This window comes from Candidatus Protofrankia californiensis (assembly GCF_900634765.1).
GTDB lineage: Bacteria > Actinomycetota > Actinomycetes > Frankiales > Frankiaceae > Protofrankia > Protofrankia californiensis.
The window spans coordinates 15,750-16,278 of record NZ_CAAAFT010000156.1 but is presented as its reverse complement, the minus strand read 5'-3'; the positions used below and the strand labels follow the sequence as shown (position 1 = coordinate 16,278).

Sequence of the window (529 nt, the reverse complement as noted above, 5' to 3'; positions counted from 1 at the left end):
GTGGTCGCCGACGCGCCGCAGACCGACTCGTCGTTCTCCGCGATCGTGGGCGTGCTCGGCCTGGACAAGCTGCGCCGTTTCTACCGGGAGCGCGGGCTTCGCCTCGACCTGATCGACCTGCGCCAGGAGGAATGGACCACGGTCGACGACGTCGTCGTGGCCAGGCGCCGCCTGCCGGGTGATCCCGGTGGCGCGATCGCCTTCGACCTCGCCGCGGCCAGCGAATTCGTCGGCCACGGCGGAGCGGGTCGTTACTACGGCGCCGACTACGACAGCCGGGTGGTGAACTCCCACCACATCGGGGGCCGGCACGAGTATCTGCTGTCCGGTACGGCGCTACGGGCCGATCTCGTGGTGAATCTCCCCAAGTTGAAAAGCCACAAGAAGGCCGGGATCACGCTCGGTCTCAAGAACCTGGTCGGGATCAACGCAGACAAGAACTGGCTACCGCACCACACGGAGGGCCGGCCCGACACCGGTGGCGACGAACATCCCAGCCGCAGCTCCCGGCACTCGCTCGAACGGGCCG

The 529-nt window shown here is 68.2% G+C and carries 1 protein-coding gene; it reads left to right on the top strand.

The features are described 5' to 3' along the window. Window positions 1–529: DUF362 domain-containing protein (locus DD1DGNOD_RS29125; protein ID WP_241255589.1), on the top strand; the 529-nt coding region annotated here is incomplete at both ends.